The 17726-nt window shown below is 72.2% G+C and carries 13 protein-coding genes; 9 read left to right on the top strand and 4 right to left on the bottom strand.

Annotated elements, in window-relative coordinates; all coding sequences use genetic code 11:
* Positions 1–22: 22 nt before the first annotated feature.
* Genes F9288_RS05545 through F9288_RS05555 form a run of 3 tightly spaced genes read left to right on the top strand, consistent with a single transcriptional unit; the run spans position 23 to position 8738 of the window.
* Positions 23–5803: an alpha-2-macroglobulin gene (locus tag F9288_RS05545; protein ID WP_174835717.1), complete on the top strand. Its 5781-nt coding sequence runs from the start codon at positions 23–25 to the stop codon at positions 5801–5803.
* Positions 5804–5807: 4 nt separating this feature from the next.
* Positions 5808–7925 (top strand): penicillin-binding protein 1C, encoded by a 2118-nt coding sequence (pbpC, locus tag F9288_RS05550; protein WP_174835718.1) that lies wholly within the window; start codon positions 5808–5810, stop codon positions 7923–7925.
* Between the two features lie 15 nt (positions 7926–7940).
* On the top strand, positions 7941–8738 hold the full coding sequence (locus F9288_RS05555) for a DUF72 domain-containing protein (RefSeq protein WP_174835719.1): 798 nt from the start codon (positions 7941–7943) through the stop codon (positions 8736–8738).
* On the opposite strand, the gene F9288_RS05560 is transcribed toward F9288_RS05555, so the two are convergent.
* Genes F9288_RS05560 through hemC form a run of 3 tightly spaced genes read right to left on the bottom strand, consistent with a single transcriptional unit; the run spans position 8731 to position 11225 of the window.
* Complete coding sequence (locus tag F9288_RS05560) at positions 8731–9642, bottom strand: hypothetical protein (protein WP_174835720.1); 912 nt, start codon at positions 9640–9642, stop codon at positions 8731–8733. The genes F9288_RS05555 and F9288_RS05560 overlap by 8 nt on opposite strands.
* A 24-nt stretch (positions 9643–9666) precedes the next feature.
* A complete protein-coding gene (locus F9288_RS05565; protein WP_174835721.1) occupies positions 9667–10329 on the bottom strand; it encodes a uroporphyrinogen-III synthase in 663 nt (220 codons plus the stop codon).
* Positions 10326–11225 (bottom strand): hydroxymethylbilane synthase, encoded by a 900-nt coding sequence (gene hemC, locus F9288_RS05570; RefSeq protein ID WP_174835722.1) that lies wholly within the window; start codon positions 11223–11225, stop codon positions 10326–10328. The genes F9288_RS05565 and hemC overlap by 4 nt, the downstream gene beginning before the upstream one ends.
* A gap of 65 nt (positions 11226–11290) precedes the next feature.
* Here hemC and tsaD point away from each other — a divergent pair, with 65 nt between their 5' ends.
* From tsaD to F9288_RS05585, 3 genes are read left to right on the top strand one after another with little or no spacing between them, the layout of a single operon-like run.
* The gene (gene tsaD / locus F9288_RS05575; protein ID WP_174835723.1) at positions 11291–12316 is read left to right on the top strand and encodes a tRNA (adenosine(37)-N6)-threonylcarbamoyltransferase complex transferase subunit TsaD; all 1026 of its coding nucleotides are present in this window, start codon (positions 11291–11293) and stop codon (positions 12314–12316) included.
* A complete protein-coding gene (locus tag F9288_RS05580; RefSeq protein ID WP_174835724.1) occupies positions 12313–13284 on the top strand; it encodes an NAD(P)H-dependent glycerol-3-phosphate dehydrogenase in 972 nt (323 codons plus the stop codon). Before tsaD ends, F9288_RS05580 begins: the two co-directional genes overlap by 4 nt.
* Positions 13285–13286: 2 nt before the next feature.
* Positions 13287–13817: a DUF1697 domain-containing protein gene (locus F9288_RS05585; protein ID WP_254621181.1), complete on the top strand. Its 531-nt coding sequence runs from the start codon at positions 13287–13289 to the stop codon at positions 13815–13817.
* On the opposite strand, the gene F9288_RS05590 is transcribed toward F9288_RS05585, so the two are convergent.
* On the bottom strand, positions 13814–13975 hold the full coding sequence (locus tag F9288_RS05590) for a DUF1674 domain-containing protein (RefSeq protein WP_174835726.1): 162 nt from the start codon (positions 13973–13975) through the stop codon (positions 13814–13816). The genes F9288_RS05585 and F9288_RS05590 overlap by 4 nt on opposite strands.
* Positions 13976–14015: 40 nt before the next feature.
* On the opposite strand from F9288_RS05590, the gene F9288_RS05595 reads away from it, so the two are divergent.
* The 3 genes from F9288_RS05595 to F9288_RS05605 are packed head-to-tail and all read left to right on the top strand — an operon-like array spanning position 14016 to position 17717.
* Entirely contained in the window at positions 14016–15299 is a 1284-nt protein-coding gene (locus F9288_RS05595; RefSeq protein WP_254621085.1) for an RsmB/NOP family class I SAM-dependent RNA methyltransferase, read from the top strand.
* A 25-nt stretch (positions 15300–15324) separates the two neighbouring features.
* Positions 15325–15987: a ribulose-phosphate 3-epimerase gene (rpe, locus tag F9288_RS05600; RefSeq protein WP_174835728.1), complete on the top strand. Its 663-nt coding sequence runs from the start codon at positions 15325–15327 to the stop codon at positions 15985–15987.
* The gene (locus F9288_RS05605; protein ID WP_174835729.1) at positions 15984–17717 is read left to right on the top strand and encodes a heparinase II/III family protein; all 1734 of its coding nucleotides are present in this window, start codon (positions 15984–15986) and stop codon (positions 17715–17717) included. The genes rpe and F9288_RS05605 overlap by 4 nt, the downstream gene beginning before the upstream one ends.
* The last annotated feature ends 9 nt before the right edge of the window (positions 17718–17726 follow it).

Genomic DNA, 17726 nt, shown 5'->3' on the forward strand with positions numbered 1-17726 from the left:
ACGCGATCTCGGGAGGATGTGGATGAAGCTCGCGGCGAAACTGGCCCTGCTCGCGGCCGCGATCGCGCCGGTGGCGGCGCTCAGCGACAATGCGCCGCGCGTGATCCTCGCCCAGCCGGGGATCGGCGACGGCGCGATCGAGCGCTTCACGATGCGCTTCAGCCAGCCGATGGCGCCGCTCGGCGACCCGCGCGCCGCCGCGCCGGCCAAGGCCGAATGCCCGGTCGGCGGACAGGGCCGCTGGGTCGACCAGCAGACCTGGGTCTATGAGTTCGAGCACGCGCTGCCCGGTGGCACGACCTGCAGGTTCAACACCGTCGATGGGCTGAAGAGCGTCGCCGGCTATGCGCTGGCCGGGCCGCAGCGCTTCACCGTCGATGCCGGCGGACCGGTGGCGCGCGCCGTTCTTCCTTCCGGCGGGGGCGACGAGATCGAGGAGGACCAGACCTTCCTCGTCGCCGCCAACATGCCGCCCGATCCGCGCTCGGTCGCCGCCAATGCCTATTGCGCGGTGGACGGGATCGGGGAGAAGATTCCGGTCGACGTGCTGGCGGCCGATCTGCCGGGCAGGCTGATCGGGGAGATGGGCAGCGATCGCTGGGAGGTCAGGAGCTTCCTCGAAAGCGCCGGCGTCCCGCAGGACATCGCCAAGGCCTCCGCCGCCGACCGCCAGCGCGCGCTGGCGGGCGTGGTCGCGCTGAAATGCCGCCGCAACCTGCCGCCGGGACGCGATATGGCGCTGGTGTGGGGCGCGAACATCGCGGGCGCGGGCGGCAAGACCGCCGGGACCGACCAGCGTTTCGACTATACGGTGCGCAAGCCCTTCGCGGCGCGCTTCGAATGCTCGCGCGTCAATCCGCAGGCGGGATGCAGCCCGGTCGAGAAAGCCTATGTCCGTTTCTCCGCGCCGGTGCCGATGTCCGCCGCGCAGGCGATCCGCATCGCGCTGCCCGACGGGAAGAAGATCGCGCCGGTGTTCAGCGACGACGACAAGAAGAAGGCGACGATCGCCGACGTCACCTTCGCCGCGCCGCTGCCCTATGCCACCACGGCGAAGCTGGAGCTGCCGCGGGACGTGAAGGACGAGAGCGGGCGCGCGCTCTCCAATGCCGAGCGCTTTCCGCTCGATATCCGCTTCGATCGCGCGCCGCCGCTGGTGAAGTTCGCCGCGCCGTTCGGCATCATCGAGGCGAAGGAGGGCGGCGTGCTGCCGGTGACGGTGCGCAACGTCGAGCCGGCGCTGCAGGGCCGCGACATGGCGGTCGGCGGGCAGGCGCTGCGCGTCGCCGACAAGGACGGCGAGGTGGCCGACTGGCTGCGCCGCGTCTCGTCCGCCGGCGACACCAGTTACGAGACGGTCAAGCGCGGCGGCGAGACGGTCGAGATCAACCACACCGGGGACACCTCGATCCTCGGGAACAAGGGCGCGCCGCTGAAGGTCGCGCTGCCCGGCAAGGGACGGGATTTCGAGGTGGTCGGCATCCCGCTCGGCAAGCCGGGCTTCTATGTGGTCGAGCTGGCCAGCCCGGTGCTCGGCCGCGCGCTGCTGGGCCGCGATGCGCCGCGCTATGTCGCGGCGGCGGCGCTCGTCACCAACATGGCGGTGCATTTCAAATGGGGGCGGGAGCGCAGCCTCGCCTGGGTGACGGCGCTCGACAGCGGCAAGCCGGTCGCCAACGCCAGCGTCACGATCACCGATAGCTGCACCGGCGAACCGCTGGCGCGCGGCATCACCGATCGCTCCGGCGGCGTGTTCGTGCCGGGCGGGTTGCCCGAGCCGGAGACATACGGAAGCTGCGAGGGCAATTCATCGGCGCATCCGCTGATGGTCTCGGCGCGGGCGGGCGGCGATTTCAGCTTCACGCTCACCGCATGGGGCGAGGGCATCCGGCCCTATGACTTCGACCTGCCCTATGGCTATTCGAAGCCGGAGGACGTGTTCCACACCGTATTCGACCGCGCATTGGTCCGCGCGGGCGAGACGATCCACATGAAGCATATCGTCCGCCGCCCGGTCGGCGCGGGCTTCACGATCCCGGCGGGCTTCACCGGCACCTTGCGCCTGTCGCATCGTGGATCGGACACCGAATTCGACCTGCCGCTGACGATCGACGCCAACGGCATCGGCGAGACGCAATGGACCGCCCCCAAGGGCGCGCCGATGGGCGATTACGACCTGCGCGTGATCGACGGCGACCGCACCATCTACACCAACCAGTCCTTCCGCCTCGACGAATACCGCCTGCCGACGATGCGCGCGACGGTGAGCGGGCCGAAGGGCGCGGTGGTGCGGCCGAAGACGGTGCCGCTCGATCTGTTCGTCGGCTATCTCTCCGGCGGCGGGGCCTCCAATTTGCCGGTCGACATGCGCGTCGGCTGGTTCGCGCATCGCGGCAACCCGGACGGCTATGACGCCTATACCTTCGGCGGTCGCGCTGTGCAGGAGGGCGTGAAGCCGCTCAATGGCGACGGCGAGGAGGACGGCCCGACGCTCCCGCCGACGCAGACGCTCCCCGCTACTCTGGGGGCGGACGGCACCGGGCGGCAGGTGGTCGAGGTGCCGCAGGGCCTCGACGGCACGACCGACATGACGGTCGAGATGGATTACCAGGACGCCAACGGCCAGACGCTCACCGCCGCGCGCACCATCCCGGTGTTCGCCTCGCGCGTGCAGCTTGGCGTCAAGACGGACGGCTGGCTGATGAAGCAGGACGATCTGCGCCTGCGCTTCGTCGCGCTCGATCCCGAGGGAAAGCCGATCAAGGGGCAGAAGATCAGCGTCGCCTTCTACAGCCGCCAGATATTGACCGCGCGGCGGCGGCTGATCGGCGGCTTCTACGCCTATGACAACCAGATGCGGACGACGAAGCTCTCCGCCTCCTGCGCCGCCACCACCGACGCGCAGGGGCTGGCGCAATGTGGCGCGAATCCCGGCGTCTCGGGCGAGGTCTATGCCGTCGCGACGAGCGTGGACGCTGACGGCAACGTCGCGCGCGCCGTGCGCTCGGTGTGGCTGGCGGGCGACGACGACTGGTGGTTCGGCGGCGACAATGGCGACCGGATGGACGTGGTGCCGGAACAGCCCGCCTATAAGGCCGGCGACATCGCGCGCTTCCAGGTGCGGATGCCGTTCCGCTCCGCCACCGCGCTGGTGACGGTGGAGCGCGAGGGCGTGCTTTCCAGCTTCGTCACCGAGCTTTCGGGCAAGGACCCGGTGGTGCAGGTGAAGATGCCGGGCAGCTATGCGCCCGACGTCTATGTCTCGGTGATGGCGGTGCGGGGCCGCGTGTCGCAAAGCTGGTGGGGCTGGTTCAAGAGCCTGTTCGGCGCGCGCGACGAGGCGCCCGCCGCCACCGCGCTCGTCGATCTGTCGAAGCCCGCCTATCGCCTCGGCATCGCCAAGGTGAAGGTCGGGTGGGAGGCGCACAGCCTCGGCGTGACGGTGAAGGCCGATCGCGAACGCTATGCCGCGCGCGACACCGCGCAGGTGGCGATCGAGGTGCGCGGGCCGGACGGGAAGCCCGCGCGCTCGGCGGACGTGGCCTTCGCGGCGGTCGATCAGGCGCTGCTCCAGCTCGCACCCAACGATTCGTGGGACGTGCTGACCGCGATGATGGGCGATCGGCCGCTCTCCGTCCTCACCTCCACCGCGCAGATGCAGGTGGTGGGCAAGCGCCATTACGGGCGCAAGGCGGTGGAGGCCGGCGGCGGCGGCGGCGCGGATTCGGCGGCGCTCAACCGCGAGAATTTCCAGCCGGTGCTGCTGTGGAAAGGCCGTGTCGCGCTCGACGCCAATGGCCGCGCGACCGTGCCGGTGCCGCTCAACGACGCGCTCACCTCGTTCCGGCTGGTGGCGATCGCCATCGATGGGGCGGATCGCTTCGGCATGGGCGCGAGCAACATCCGCACCGCGCAGGACCTGTCGGTCTATGCCGGCCTGCCGCCAGCGGTGCGCACGGGCGACCGATATGCGGCGGGCTTCACGCTGAGGAACGGCTCCGACAAGCCGATGACGGTGACGGCGGAGGTTTCGCTCACCCCGCGCATCGCCACCGGCAAGCCGCTGACCGTGACGATCCCGGCGGGTGGGGCCGCGCCGATCGCGTGGAACCTCACCGCGCCGCCGCTCGCCGGCAATTTGCGCTGGCAGGTCAGCGCCAGGGCCAGCGACGGCCGTGCGGCGGACAAGGTGACGGTGACGCAGGAGGTGGTTCCCGCCGTGCCGGTCGAGGTGTGGGCCGCGACGCTCGCGCGGGTTGGCGCGGATACCGCCATCCCGATCCGCGCGCCCGCCGGCGCGATCGGCGGGATGGGTTCGGTCGATATCCGCCTGTCCGACACGCTCGCCCCGCCGATGGAGGGGGTGCGCGCGTTCATGGCCGCTTACCCCTATGATTGCTTCGAGCAGCAGATGAGCCGCGTCGTCGCGCTCGGCGACACGGCGGGCTGGACGCGGCTGGCGGGCGAGATCCCGGCCTATCAGGCGCCGGACGGCCTGTTGCGTTACTGGCCGAGCGAGAGCCTGCAAGGGTCGGAGGCGCTCACCGCCTATGTCCTGTCGATGGCGGGCGAGGCGGGGCTGCCGATCCCGGAGGCAAGCAAGACGAAAATGGTCGAGGGGCTGCGCGCCGTGCTCGACGGGCGCTTGCGGCGCGAGGAATATGGCGACGTGCGCCTCCAGCGGCTCGCGGCTTTCGCGGCGCTAGCGCGGACGGGGGCGGCGACGCCCGCGATGCTCGGCCAGATCGGGCTGACCCCGGCCGAGATGCCGACCTCCAGCCTCGCCGATTACCTGATGGCGCTCGATCGCGTGCCGGGCCTCGCCAACGCCCAGGCATTGCGTGGGGCGGGCGAGAATGCGCTGCGCAGCCGGTTGGTCTATGAGGGCACGCGGCTCGACCTGTCCGACGCATCCAATGCGCCGTGGTGGCTGATGTCCTCGGCGGACGAAGGCTCGATCAAGGCGCTGCTCGCGGTGCTGGGCAAGCCGGGCTGGCAGGACGAGGGGCCGAAGATGATGGTCGGCGTCGCTTCCCGTCAGGCGCGCGGGCGGTGGGACACCACCACCGCCAACGCCTGGGGCGCGCTGACCGTGCGGCGGTTCGCGCAACTCTATCCCGCGAGCGCGATCGCCGGCACCACCACCGCGACACTTGCCGGACGGAGCGCGAGCTTCGCATGGCCGCTCGCGGCGGACCGGCGGCAGGCATCGCTGCCGCTGCCGTCCGGGCAGGCCCCGCTGGTGCTGCGCCAGTCGGGCGGCGAGGGGCCGTGGGCGACCGTCTCGGTGCGCGCGGCGGTGCCGCTGACGCAGCCGCTCTCCGCCGGCTATCGGCTGACCCGCAAGGTGGAAGTGGTGCAGCGCCGTGTGCCGAACCAGCTCACGCGCGGCGACGTGCTGCGCATCACGCTGACGGTGGACGCCACCGCCGAGCGCAACTGGGTGGTGATCGACGATCCGATCCCGGCGGGCGGCACGATCGTCGGCGATCTCGGCGGGCAATCGAAGATGCTCGCCGATCAGGCCAATGCGGGCGACGGCGTGAAGTTCGGCGCGATCGATAGCGGCGGGAAATTGTGGGACGTGCAGGTCGGCGTCGTGCCGGCCTATGTCGAGCGCGGCAACACGGCGTGGCGCGCGTTCTACGCCTGGGTGCCGCGCGGGCGGTTCCAGGCGTCGTACATGCTTCGCCTGAACGGCGCGGGCCGGTTCCAGATGCCGCCGAGCCGGGTGGAGGCGATGTATTCGCCCGCCATTCATGCGGCGGTGCCGAACCAGCCGATCGTGGTGGTGCAGAGGTGAGGTGATGGGCCGGCGGGGCGAGCATTGGGCGCTGGCCGCGATCGTCGCGGTCGCCACCCTGTTCGGCCTCGCCGACTGGTTCACCCGCCCGCCACCGCTCCCCGGCTATGCACAGGTGCGCGCGGCGTGGCGGCCGTCGGAGGCGTGGCTCTACGATCGCAACGGCGCGTTGCTCGATTCCTCGCGCGTCGATTTCGCGACCCGGCGGCTGGCGTGGACGCCGCTCGACCAGATCGCGCCGATCGCCCGCGCCACGATCGTCGAGAGCGAGGACAAGCGCTTCGCGCATCACGGCGGGGTGGACTGGCTCGCGCTGGCGGGATCGGCGCGCGACCGCCTCTCCGGCAAGCGCCCGCGCGGGGCGAGCACGCTGGCGATGCAGCTTGCCGGCTTCCTCTCCGGCAATCTCGCGCGGCCCGGCGCGCGCGGGTGGCTCGACAAGCTGCGCCAGATCAGGGCGGCGCGGGGAATCGCGGATGACTGGAGCCGCGACCAGATCCTCGAAGCCTATCTCAACATGGCGGGCTTTCGCGGCGAGGCGCAGGGGATCGGCGCGGCGGCGCTCGGCCTGTTCGGCAAGACCCCCGCCGCGCTGACCCGCGACGATGCGCTGCTGCTCGCGGCGCTCCTCCCCAACCCGCAGGCCCCGGCCGAGACGGTCGCGCGGCGCGCGTGCGCGCTGTCGCATGATGGCGATTGCGGGCGCTTCCCCGCGCTCGCCGCGTCGATGCTGGGGCCGGCGCGCAGCCTAGCGCTCGATCCCGGCCTCGCGCCGCATCTCGCCGACCGGCTGCTGAGGAAGCCGGGGATGCGCGTCACTACCACGCTCGACATCGACGTGCAGCGCATGGCGATCGCGGCGTTGCGGCGGCAGCTCCTCGGCCTCGGCGCGACGCGCGCACGCGATGGCGCGGTGATCGTGGTGGACAATGCGAGCGGCGACGTGCTCGCCTATGTCGGCGGGATCGGCGGCAATTCCACCTCGCCGGCCGTGGACGCCGCGAACGCCTATCGTCAGGCGGGATCGACGCTGAAGCCCTTCCTCTACGCGCAGGCGATCGAGAAAGGCTATCTCACCCCGGCCTCGATCCTCGACGACACGCCGGTGCAGCTCGACACCGCCTCCGGCCTCTACGTGCCGCAGAATTACGACCGCGCGTTCAAGGGGCCGGTCTCCGCGCGCGCGGCGCTGGCGGGGTCGCTCAACGTGCCGGCGGTGCGCACCCTGCTGCTGGTCGGCGTCGATCCGTTCCGCGATCGCTTGTGGGACACGGGCTATCGCGGGCTGGTGGAGGACGGCTCCTATTACGGCTTCAGCCTCGCGCTCGGATCGGCGGAGGTGACGCTGGCGGAGCAGGCGGCGGGCTATCGCAGCCTCGCGCGCGGCGGGCGCTGGTCCCCGCTGCGGCTGCGCGCCGACGATCCGCGCGAGCCGCCGCGCGCGATCACCACGCCGCAGGCCGCGTGGATCGTCGCCGACATGCTCTCCGATCCCGTGGCGCGTGCCGGCACCTTCGGGCTGGATTCGGCGCTGCGCCTGCCATTCTGGGCGGCGGTGAAGACGGGCACGTCGAAAGCGATGCGCGACAATTGGTGCGTCGGCTTCTCGGATCGGTTCACCGTCGCGGTATGGGTCGGCAACGTCGAGGGCGATGCGATGCGCGCGGTTTCCGGCACCAGCGGCGCGGCCCCGGTGTGGCGCGACGTGATGCTGGCGCTGGAGGGCGCGCGCGGCGGGCAGGAGCCGCTTCCGCCGCCGGGCGTGGAGGCGCGCCGCGTCACCTTCGCCGGCACGGGCGAGCAGCCGCGCCGCGAATGGTTCCTCGCCGGCACGTCCTTCGCCCATGCCGATGTCGCCCCGGCGGAGGCACGCCGGCCGCGCATCGCCTCGCCGGTGTCGGGCAGCGTCTATGCGCTCGACCCGGACATCCCGCGCGACCGGCAGCGGCTGGCGGTGGCGGTGACGGGCGCGGCGGCGACGCATCGGCTGCGGCTCGACACGCGCGATCTCGGCGCGGTGGATTCGGCGCCGCTCACCTTCCCCGCGCCGGGCCGGCACCAGCTCGCGCTGGTCGATATCGCCGGCCGCACCGTCGACCGCGTGACCTTCACGGTGCGCTGAGCGTAAGATCGCGCGATGAGCAACGGCATGATTCGCATCGGCATCGGCGGCTGGACCTATGAGCCGTGGCGCGGCACCTTCTTCCCGCCGAAATGGCCGGTGAAGCGCGAGCTGGAATATGCCGCCGGCAAGATGACCGCGATCGAGGTCAACGGCACCTATTACAGCGGCTTCAAGCCCGCGACCTTCGCCAATTGGGCGAAGGCGGTGCCGGAGGATTTCGTCTTCACGCTCAAGGCGTCGCGCTTCTGCACCAATCGCAAGGTGCTGGCGGAGGCGGGTGAATCGGTCGCGCGCTTCGTCGGGCAGGGGATCGTCGAACTGGGCGACCGGCTCGGCCCGATCCTGTGGCAGTTCATGGCGACCAAGAAGTTCGACGCGGCGGATTTCGGCGCGTTCCTCAAATTGCTGCCGGGAAGCCACGAAGGGGTGAAGCTGCGCCATGCGGTGCAGGTGCGGCACGAATCCTTCGCCGACCCTGCTTTCATCGCGATGTGCCGCGCGGCCGGGGTGGCGATCGTCTATGCCGATTCGGCGGATTATCCGGCGATCGCCGACGTGACGGGCGACTTCACCTACGCGCGGCTCGAGAACGGCGTGGAGGAGGAGCCGGCCGGCTATTCCGCGCAGGCGCTCGACCGCTGGGCCGATGCCGCGCGGATATGGGCGGCGGGCGGCGCGCCGGAAGGATTACCCTATGTCGAGCTGGCCAGCCCCGCGAAGAAGCCGCGCGACGCTTTCGTGTTCTTCATCAACGGCGCCAAGGTGCGCGCGCCGCACGGCGCGATGGCGCTGATCGAACGCGTCAGATAGCGTCGGTCGCCGGCGGGGCGAGCGGCTCGTCGGGCGCTTGCGGCGTGGCGGCCTGCGCCTCGTCGCGCTTCGCTGCCGCGGGTGCCGGCAGCATCAGCGCGGCCGCCTCGATCGCGTCGAGCGCGCGGTGCGCATCGACGTAGCGGCGCGCGGCATTGGTCCAATTGCCCGAATCCGCCGCCCCCGGCAGGCGCGAGACCTCGCCGATCGCCGCCTGCACCTGCCCGGATTCGAGCAAGCGCCGCGCGCGCGCCAGCCGCTCGCCGGGAAGCTGCGACGGCGTGTTCGCGTCATGCAGGAAGACGAGCTTGCCCAACTGACGGCGCAACCCTTCGAGCCAGCCGTCGTCGCCGTTGATGAGTTCATTGGCGCTATTGTCCAGCGCCTGACGCAGGGCGGCGAGCGTCACCGGCTGGCGCGCCGCGTGGATGACGGTGGCGACCGGGCCGGGCGCGATCCCGCCGAAACGCTCGCGTAGCTGCACCTCGAGATAGCCGAGCGGCACCCCGCGATCGATCGCGCGGCGCGTGGCGAAGGCGACCATCAGCGCCTCGGCGCGCCCGGCCTGCGTCGCGGCGGCGGCTGACGTGGTGCTTATCTCCGCCGCGCGCGCTTCCAGCGCGGCGATCTGCGCGGCAAGCGCGGTCTCGCGCGTGGCGAGCGTATCGAGATCGGGCGGCGGCGCCACGGGTGTCGGCGCGGGGGTAGGCGACGGGGGCGGCGGGGCGGCGGTTTCGGCGGCCGGCTGGGTGGCGGCGGGAGCGTGGATGAACCAGCCCCCCGATTTGCGCATCGCGAAGAACATCAATGCGATGCCGACGGCAAAGGCGAGCACGATGAAAATCGTCACCAGCCCGACCCGCGGCCGGCGCGCGGCGGTTTCGCTCGGCACAGGATCGTTCATGGTGATACTATTCCCGTCCCGGCCTCATGGGTCAATCGCCAGCCTGGCGGCGAGCGCGACGAGCGAGGCGTCGTCCGGCCGCGTGGCGGCCAATGTCTCGCCCCAGCCCGCGCCGGCGGCGCGCGCGACCGCCTCGCTCAGCGCGGCGAGCCGGATCGAGGCGCGCGGCACGCCGTCCCGGTCGACCAACGCGGCGAAGCGACCCGCGGCACGGGGCGAGTGCAGCAGTGCCACCTGCCCGCGCGCCACCTCCAGCGCGCCGGGCGGCGGATCGAGCGCCTCGCTGCGATAGACGGTGACGGCGGTCATGCCGGGCAACCCGATGCGGTCGTACCCCGCGAGGTGGAGCAGCCGGGCGAATCCCGCCTCCCGCGCCTCGGCCACCACCGTCATGCCGTCACTCGCGCCGACGATCGCGACATCGAGGCCCGCCGCCCGCGCGGCGGCCGCGCTCGCTTCGCCCACCGCGACGACCGGCAGCCCGCGCACGCCATCCAGTTCCGCATGGCGAATCGCATTGACGCTGGTGATGAGCAGCGCGTCGAACGCGCCTGCGGGCAACGACCATGCGACCGGATGCACCGCGAACAGCGGCAACGCGCGGGCGGGGATGCCGAGCGCCGTGAGCCGGGCGATCGTCCGCGCGTCGCCGGGCGCGGGACGCAGCACGATCGCGGTGCGAGTCATCCGCCGAACAGCCGCTTCATCGTCGCCGGCGCGCGGGCGAGCAGGTCGCGGGCCAGCGCGGCGGCAAGCTCGTCGCCGGGTGCGCCGGTCAATTCGCCCTCGATCGAATCCTCGCCGTCCTCCGACAGCAATTGCGCGCGCAGCGTGGCGCGCCCGTCCGTGATCCGCGCCAGCGCGCCGACCGGCGAGTGGCAGCCGGCATGGATCGCCGCGAGGAAGGCGCGCTCGGTCAGCACCGCCGCGCTGGTCGGCGCATCGTCGATCGCGGCGACGATCGCGGCCGCCGGGGAGCCGGCCAGCGTCTCCACCGCCACCGCCCCCTGCGACGGGGCGGGCAGCATGTCGGCGAGCGGGATCGCATGGCCGAGATCGTGCCGCCCGAGGCGGTCCAGCCCGGCGGCGGCGAGCAATGTGGCGTCCGCCTCGCCCGCCTCCAGCTTCGCCAGCCGGGTCGCGACATTGCCGCGGAACAGCACGATCTTCAGGTCCGGCCGCCGGTGGAGCAGTTGCGCGCGGCGACGCGGCGAGCTGGTGCCGACCACCGCGCCCGGCGTCAGCGCGGCGATCGATTCCGCGCCGATCAGCCGGTCGCGCACGTCGGCGCGGGGCAGCATCGCGGCGATGGCGATCTCCGCCGGGCGGATCGTCTCGACATCCTTGCCCGAATGGACGCAGGCGTCGACCTCGCCGGCGAGCAGGGCGCGGTCCAGCTCCTTGGTCCACAGCCCCTTGCCGCCGATCTCGGCCAGCGCGCGATCCTGCACCTTGTCGCCGGTGGTGCGCATCGGCATCAGTTCAACCGCGATCCCCGGATGCGCGGCGACGAGCGCGTCGCGCACCATTTCCGCCTGGATCAGCGCAAGCGGGGACGCACGGGTGCCGAGGCGGAAGGTCATGGCGCTTCCGATGGCGGACCCCGCGCCCTTCGACAAGCCCGGACGGAGCGGATAGAGGATCGGACATGCTGATCCTTGGCCTCGAATCCTCCTGCGACGAGACCGCCGCCGCGCTGGTGAGCGGCGACCGGCACGTGCTGGCGCACCGGCTCGCCGGGCAGGAGGCGGCGCACCGCCCCTATGGCGGCGTGGTGCCCGAGATCGCCGCGCGCGCGCATGTCGAAGCGCTGGAGCCGCTGATCGAGGCGGCGCTGGCCGATGCGGGCGTCTCGCTCGATCGGGTGGACGCGATCGCCGCCACTGCCGGGCCGGGGCTGATCGGGGGAGTGATGGTCGGGCTGGTCACGGGCAAGGCGATCGCCCATGCGGTCGGCAAGCCGCTGGTGGCGGTCAATCATCTGGAGGGCCATGCGCTCAGCCCGCGCCTGTCCGATCCCGACCTCGAATTCCCCTATCTGCTGCTGCTCGTTTCCGGCGGGCATTGCCAGTTGCTGCTGGTCGAGGGCGTCGGCCGCTATCGCCGGCTGGCGACGACGATCGACGACGCGGCGGGCGAGGCGTTCGACAAGACCGCCAAGCTGCTCGGCCTCGGCTTTCCCGGCGGCCCGGCGGTGGAGCGCGCCGCCGCGCTGGGGAATCCGAACGCCGTGCCGCTGCCGCGCCCGCTGGTCGGATCGAAGGAGCCGCATTTCTCCTTCGCCGGCCTCAAGAGCGCGGTGGCGCGCGCGGTGGGGCAGCATGCGCCGGAGGATATCGCCGCCTCGTTCCAGCAGGCGGTGGTCGATTGCTTGATCGACCGCACCCGCCGCGCGCTCGACCGCGCCGACGGCGCGACCGCGCTGGTGGTGGCGGGCGGCGTCGCGGCGAATGGCGCGGTGCGCGGGGCATTGGAACGGCTGGCGGGCGAGAGCGGCCTGCGCTTCGTCGCGCCGCCCTTGTGGCTCTGCACCGACAATGCCGCGATGATCGCCTGGGCGGGGGCGGAACGGTTCGTGGCTGGTCTCACCGATCCGCTCGACGTGCCGGCGCGCGCGCGCTGGCCGCTCGATCCGGCGGCGGAGGCGGTGCGCGGCGCGGGAGTGAAGGCATGAAAATCGGGGTGATCGGTGGCGGCGCATGGGGCACCGCACTGGCGCAGGTGGCGGCGCGCGGCGGCGAGGTGCTGCTCTGGGCGCGCGAGCCGGAGGTGGTGACCTCGGTCAACGCCGATCATGCGAATCCCTTGTTCCTGCCGGACGTGGCGCTTTCCCCCGCGATCCGCGCGACCAGGGCGCTGGGCGATCTCGCGGGCGTGGACGCGCTGCTGGTCGTCGCGCCGGCGCAGCATGTCGGGCGGGTGCTCGCCGAAACGCCGGTCGGCGCGACGCCGCTGGTGATGTGCGCCAAGGGGATCGAGGCGGGATCGCGCCGGCTGGTCGGCGAGGTCGCCCATGAAGCGCATCCGGACGCGCCGATCGCGGTGCTCTCCGGCCCGACCTTCGCGCATGAGGTCGCCGCCGGGCTGCCGACCGCCGTGACGCTCGCCTGCGAGGATGCGGCGCTTCAGGCACGGCTGGCGGAGCGGCTCGCCGGCCCCGCCTTCCGTCCCTATGCCTCCAGCGACGTGACCGGCGCGGAGATCGGCGGGGCGGTGAAGAATGTCCTCGCGATTGCCTGTGGAGTCGTGGAGGGCGCGGGGCTGGGGCAGAACGCGCGCGCCGCGCTGATCGCACGCGGCTTCGCGGAGATGACGCGCTTCGGCCTTGCGCGCGGCGCGCGGGCGGAGACGCTGGCGGGGCTTTCGGGGCTGGGCGATCTGGTGCTCACCTGCTCCTCGACCAGCTCGCGCAATTTCTCGCTCGGTGTCGGGCTGGGGCGGGGCGAGCCGGCCGCCGGCCTGCTCGCGGACCGCCGCACCGTGGCGGAGGGCGCCTTCACCGCGCCGGTGCTGGCGGAGGCGGCGCGCGAGCTGGACGTGGACATGCCGATCGTCGAATCGGTGTGCCGGCTGCTCGACGGTGCGGACGTGCGCGCGGTGGCGCGCGACCTGCTCTCCCGCCCGCTGCGCGAGGAGGCGTGACGATGCGCTGGGCGGCGCTGCTCAGGAGCATCAACGCCGGCAAGAATGTCGCGATGGCCGATCTGCGCGATTTCCTGTCGGCGCAGGGGATGCGCGAGGTGACGACCCTGCTCGCCTCCGGCAACGCATTGTTCGACAGCGACGCGTGCGACGCCGCGGCGCTGGAGGAAAGATTGCAGGCGGCGGCGCGCGGGAAGCTAGGGCTGGATACCGACTGGTTCCTGCGCGGCCATGACGACCTCGCCGCGATCGTCGCCGCCAATCCCTTTCCGGCGGAAACGGCGGCGCGGCCGAATCATGTGCAGGTGTTCTTCCTGCATCGGCCGGTCGATCCGGCGGTGCTGGAGGCGCTGGCCGGCGGCTATGACGGGCCGGAGCGGGTCGTGGCGGTAGGCCGGGAGCTGTTCGTCGATTATCCCGCCGGGATCGGCCGGTCGAAGCTGCCCCCGGCGATGGCGCGCGCGAAATTCCCCAGGGCCGCAACCGCGCGCAACTGGAACACGGTGCTCAGGCTGGCGGAGCTCACCGCCTAGAAATCGACCGCGATTCCCTTCAGCTCCCAATCCCCGAAGCGGGTTGGATCGCGATCGGCGGGATCGGCCGGGCCGGGCTTGCCGGGGGCCGGTTTCGGCACCGGCGTGTTCGGCGAGAGATAGGCCGGCGGCTTCACATGCGGGGGGCGTTTCGACATTGCTCTTCCGATCTGGCTGCTGACCCGCCACATGGGCGCGATGACGACGCGCGCCAAGCCCCATAAACGCCCCTCCCTGCCGCTCGGCACGCCGACCCGCCGCGCCGCCATGCGGCTGCTCGACGCGGTGCTGCGGCGTGGCGAGGCGCTGGAGGCGGCATTCACCGCCGCGACGCGCGATATCGTCTCGCCGCCCGATCGCGGCCTTGCCCATGCCATCGCCGCCGAGACGCTGCGCCGGCTGCCCGATCTCGACGCGCTGATCGATTCGGCCACGCGCCAGCGCCTGCCGGACGACGCCAAGGCGCGGATGGCGCTGCGCATCGCGCTCGCGCAGACGCTCGCGCTCGGCACGCCGCCGCATGCCGCGATCGCGACGGTGCTGCCGCTGGTCGACGGCGGGCCGCGCCGGCTGGTGCATGGGGTGTTCGGCACGCTGATGCGGCAGGGCGTCGCCTTGCCAGAGACGCCGACGCTGCCCGAGACCGTCGCGGCGCGCTGGCGTGCCGCATGGGGCGAGGAGACGGTCGCCGCCGCCGCGCGCGCGATCGCCGCGCCGCCGCCGCTCGATCTCAGCTTGCGCGATCCGGCATGGACGGGGCTGGAGGGCGAGAGCTTCGCGCCGGGGCATTTGCGCCTCGCCGATGCCGGGCCGGTGCCCGGGCTTGCCGGCTATGACGAGGGCGCATGGTGGGTGCAGGATCTCGCCGCCTCGATCCCCGCGCGGCTGATCGGCGCGGGGCGCGGCCGCGCGCTCGACCTGTGCGCCGCGCCGGGCGGCAAGACGCTCCAGCTCGCCGCCGCCGGCTGGAAGGTGACGGCCGTCGATGCCTCGAAAAACCGCACGGCGCGGCTTGGCGAGAATCTCGCGCGCACCGCACTTTCCGCCGAGACGGTGGTGGCGGACGTGCTCGGCTGGTCGCCCGAGGCGCCGGCGGAGGCGGTGCTGGTCGATGCGCCGTGCAGCGCCACCGGCATCTTCCGCCGCCACCCCGACGTGCTCCACCGCGCGCATGGCGGGGTGATCGCGGAGATGGCCGATCTCCAGCAGCGCATCCTCGCCCGCGCGGCGGACTGGGTGACGCCGGGCGGCGTGCTGGTCTATGCCACCTGCTCGCTGGAGCCGGAGGAGGGCGAGGCGCAGATCGCGCGCTTCCTCGCCGATCGCAACGACTTTGCCGTCATGCCTCCCGCGCCGGGCGAACTGCCTGAAGGCATCGCCGCCCACCCGGACGGCCATGTCCGCACGCTCCCCGGAACGGTCGAGGCGAAAGGTGGCTGCGACGGCTTTTTCGTCGCGCGGCTGCGACGCGCTTCCGCCTGAGCGAAACGCGCGTTAAGCGGGGGCCATGTCCAGGCCCGTCCGCATCGCCCCCTCGATCCTTTCCGCCGATTTCGCGAAGCTGGGCGAGGAGGTCCGCGCGATCGACGCGGCCGGGGCGGACTGGATACACGTCGATGTGATGGATGGCCATTTCGTGCCGAACATCACGATCGGCCCGATGGTGGTGAAGGCGCTGCGCCCCTATACGCAGAAGCCGTTCGACGTTCACCTGATGATCTCCCCGGTGGACGTCTATCTCGACGCCTTCGCGGAGGCCGGGGCGGACACGATCACCGTTCACCCCGAGGCGGGGCCGCACGTCCACCGCACGATCCAGCACATCAAAGGCCTCGGCAAGCGCGCCGGCGTGGTGCTCAACCCGGCGACGCCGGTCGAGATCCTCGATTACCTGCTCGACATGGTCGATCTGGTGCTGGTGATGAGCGTCAACCCCGGCTTCGGCGGGCAGAGCTTCATCGACAGCCAGCTCCGCAAGATCGCCACGATCCGCGCGATGATCGACGCGACCGGGCGCGACATAGACCTTGAGGTGGACGGCGGCATCGACCAGCGCACGGCGCGGCTGGCGGTGGACGCGGGGGCGGACGCGCTGGTCGCCGGCACCGCCACCTTCCGCGGCGGGCCGGACGCCTATGCCGCCAACATCCGGGCGCTCCGGGGCGAATGACCGGGGAGACCGGCGATCCCGGCGCCGACGGGATCGAGCAGGGCAAGCGGCTGGTGCGATCGGGCGGCGACAAGGGGCTGTCGCTCGCCGAACGCCTGTCGCAGACGTTCGACCGGCTGACGTGGCGCACGCCGATCCATTCCTTCCGCCTCAAGGGCCGTTACCCGCTCAAGCTGATCGCGGTGCCGGACGATCCACTGTTCGGCGACGCCGCGCGCGGGCAGGCGTTGATCGAGGGGCGCGTCGCGTGGCGCGGCGACACGCGCGAGATCGCCAGCCTCGATTTCCGCAACCTCGATGTCCCGCCGGGCTTCGCCGATTATCTCCAGTCCTTCGCCTGGCTGCGCGACCTGTCGTCGGTCGCGACGCGCGCCAAGGGGGCGCCGATCGCCGAAGGACTGATGTCGCGCTGGCTGATCGCCCATGCCGACAAGGTGGCGGGCATCGCGTGGCGGCCGGATATCTGGGGCTGGCGCATCCTGTTCTGGACGGCGCATGCCCCGCTGATCCTGTCCTCGACCGATCTGATCTATCGCTCGAAGGTGCTCAACACGCTGGCGCGCGGCGCGCGGCACCTCGATCGCGGGGCGGACAAGACGCCGCCGGGGGCCAGGCGCGTCGCCGCATGGTGCGGGCTGATCGCCGCGGGGTTGCTGATTCCGGGTGGCGATCCGCGCCGCGTGTTCGGCGAGGCGGGGCTGGCGCGCGCGCTCGACACCGCCTTGTTCGAGGATGGCGGCGCGGTCAGCCGCGCGCCGGACGCGCTGCTCGACATGGCGATGCTGCTGGCGATCCTGCGCGAATGCTATGCCGCGCGCCGGCTGGAGCTGCCCGAGCCGGCCGAAGCGGCGCTGGCGCGGATGATTCCGGCGCTGCTCGGCGTGTGCCATGCCGATCGCGGGCTGGCGAGCTGGCAGGGTGGCGGCCCGGTGCCGGCGGAGCGCGTCGCGCAGATCGTCGAGGCGACCGGCGTGCGCACCCGCCCGCTCAAGCAGGCGCGCGAATGGGGCTATCAGCGGCTGACCGGCGGCAATGCCGTGCTCATCATGGACGCCGCCCCGCCGCCAGTGGCGCGTGTGGTCGATGGCGGCTGCGCCTCTACGCTTGCGTTCGAGTTCTCCGACGGCGCGGCGCGGCTGATCGTCAATTGCGGCGGCGCGCGCGGGGCCTCGCCGCGCCTGCCGCGTGAGCTGGTCGAGGCGCTGCGCACCACCGCCGCGCATTCGACCCTGACGCTTAGCGATTCCAATTCCACCGCGATCCTGGCGGACGGTTCGCTCGGCAAGGGCGTGGCGGAGGTGGAGCTGTCGCGGCAGGAATCTGACGGCGCGGGGCGGATCGAGGCGAGCCATGACGGCTATGTCCGCCGCTTCGGCTTCGTCCATCGCCGCCAGCTCGTGCTGACCGGCGACGGGCGCGAGCTGCGCGGCGAGGATTCGCTGCTGCCGAGAGGTCGCCGTCGACGTCCCGGCACGACGCCGTTCGCGATCCGCTTCCATCTCGGGCGCGGGGTGGAGGCATCGCCCACCGCCGATGGGCTAGCGGCGGTGCTGCGCGTACCGGGCGGGGCGCTGTGGCAATTCCGCGTGCGCGGCGATTCGCTGGCGATTGAGGAGAGCCTGTGGATCGATGGCGACGGCCGTCCGGTCGCGACCCAGCAGCTCGTCGTCACCGGCACGGCGGAAGCCGGCGGCGCGAGCGTGAGCTGGGCGCTGAAACGCGCGCGATAGCGCCGCGCG

This window comes from Sphingomonas sp. CL5.1 (assembly GCF_013344685.1).
GTDB lineage: Bacteria > Pseudomonadota > Alphaproteobacteria > Sphingomonadales > Sphingomonadaceae > Sphingomonas.

Bases quoted from the DNA above. Each gene is read 5' to 3' on its own strand.
- F9288_RS05545 (WP_174835717.1), top strand. From the start codon at position 23: ATGAAGCTCGCGGCGAAACTGGCCCTGCTCGCGGCCGCGATCGCGCCG.
- pbpC (WP_174835718.1), top strand. From the start codon at position 5,808: ATGGGCCGGCGGGGCGAGCATTGGGCGCTGGCCGCGATCGTCGCGGTC.
- F9288_RS05555 (WP_174835719.1), top strand. From the start codon at position 7,941: ATGAGCAACGGCATGATTCGCATCGGCATCGGCGGCTGGACCTATGAG.
- F9288_RS05560 (WP_174835720.1), bottom strand. From the start codon at position 9,642: ATGAACGATCCTGTGCCGAGCGAAACCGCCGCGCGCCGGCCGCGGGTC.
- F9288_RS05565 (WP_174835721.1), bottom strand. From the start codon at position 10,329: ATGACTCGCACCGCGATCGTGCTGCGTCCCGCGCCCGGCGACGCGCGG.
- hemC (WP_174835722.1), bottom strand. From the start codon at position 11,225: ATGACCTTCCGCCTCGGCACCCGTGCGTCCCCGCTTGCGCTGATCCAG.
- tsaD (WP_174835723.1), top strand. From the start codon at position 11,291: ATGCTGATCCTTGGCCTCGAATCCTCCTGCGACGAGACCGCCGCCGCG.
- F9288_RS05580 (WP_174835724.1), top strand. From the start codon at position 12,313: ATGAAAATCGGGGTGATCGGTGGCGGCGCATGGGGCACCGCACTGGCG.
- F9288_RS05585 (WP_254621181.1), top strand. From the start codon at position 13,287: ATGCGCTGGGCGGCGCTGCTCAGGAGCATCAACGCCGGCAAGAATGTC.
- F9288_RS05590 (WP_174835726.1), bottom strand. From the start codon at position 13,975: ATGTCGAAACGCCCCCCGCATGTGAAGCCGCCGGCCTATCTCTCGCCG.
- F9288_RS05595 (WP_254621085.1), top strand. From the start codon at position 14,016: ATGACGACGCGCGCCAAGCCCCATAAACGCCCCTCCCTGCCGCTCGGC.
- rpe (WP_174835728.1), top strand. From the start codon at position 15,325: ATGTCCAGGCCCGTCCGCATCGCCCCCTCGATCCTTTCCGCCGATTTC.
- F9288_RS05605 (WP_174835729.1), top strand. From the start codon at position 15,984: ATGACCGGGGAGACCGGCGATCCCGGCGCCGACGGGATCGAGCAGGGC.